Raw genomic sequence first — 766 nt, forward strand, 5'->3', positions numbered from 1 at the left:
CCGGTCGGGCCTCTCATGTTCCGATAACTGCCTTCCATGCGTGATCCGGCCATCGACCCCGACGGAGCGGCATCATCTCGCATAACGACGATACTCGTGTTGCCTTCGTGTTTAGGGAACACACTCGGCCTCCGTGAACATCCACCTTTCGAGGCTCATTCCCGCACCCCGCATGGCTCCTGTCTACACTTCAGACCCCGCGTTACCGCGACGCCCGCAAGACTCGGTCCCGGCTTGCCTGCTAAGGCTTTGGCCGGATGGGACTTGCACCCACAAGCAGTTATCAGCTTGGCATGACGTACTCCCAGGAGGTGGTGTAGCTTCGGCAGTCGCCGTGCCTTCCGGACAGAGCCGGGAATGGGTCAGCTTGCCGCTGGCAGGCTGATGAGAGGATCATCGCTCATTGTGGCGATGGTCTCAAGCGTCATGTAGCGGGAACGTTGCACAGCCCATTCATCGTTCTGTTCGAGGAGCAACGCGCCGACGAGGCGGACGATAGCCTCGTCGTTTGGGAAGATACCGACGACCTCTGTGCTGCGTTTGATCTCGCCGTTGAGGCGTTCGATCGGGTTGGTCGAATGAAGCTTGGTCCAGTGCGTTTTGGGAAAGGTCATGTAGGCGAGCACATCCTGTTCGGCATTATCCATCAGCGTGGCGAGTTTCGGCACCTTGGGCCTGATCTGGTCGGCGACATTACGCCATTGGGTGCTTGCAGCCTCTGGGGTGTCCTGGGCAAAGGCGGTGGCGATGAAGGCGGAGACGACGC

General features: G+C 59.8%; 1 protein-coding gene. It reads right to left on the reverse strand.

All coding sequences use genetic code 11. From position 1 onward, the window contains the following. Window positions 1-362: 362 nt before the first annotated feature. On the reverse strand, window positions 363-766 hold a 404-nt coding region (locus ACP7E0_RS35010; protein WP_426131965.1), incomplete at its 5' end, for a transposase.

Source organism: Pararhizobium sp. PWRC1-1, assembly GCF_049897905.1.
Classification (GTDB): Bacteria; Pseudomonadota; Alphaproteobacteria; order Rhizobiales; family Rhizobiaceae; genus Pararhizobium.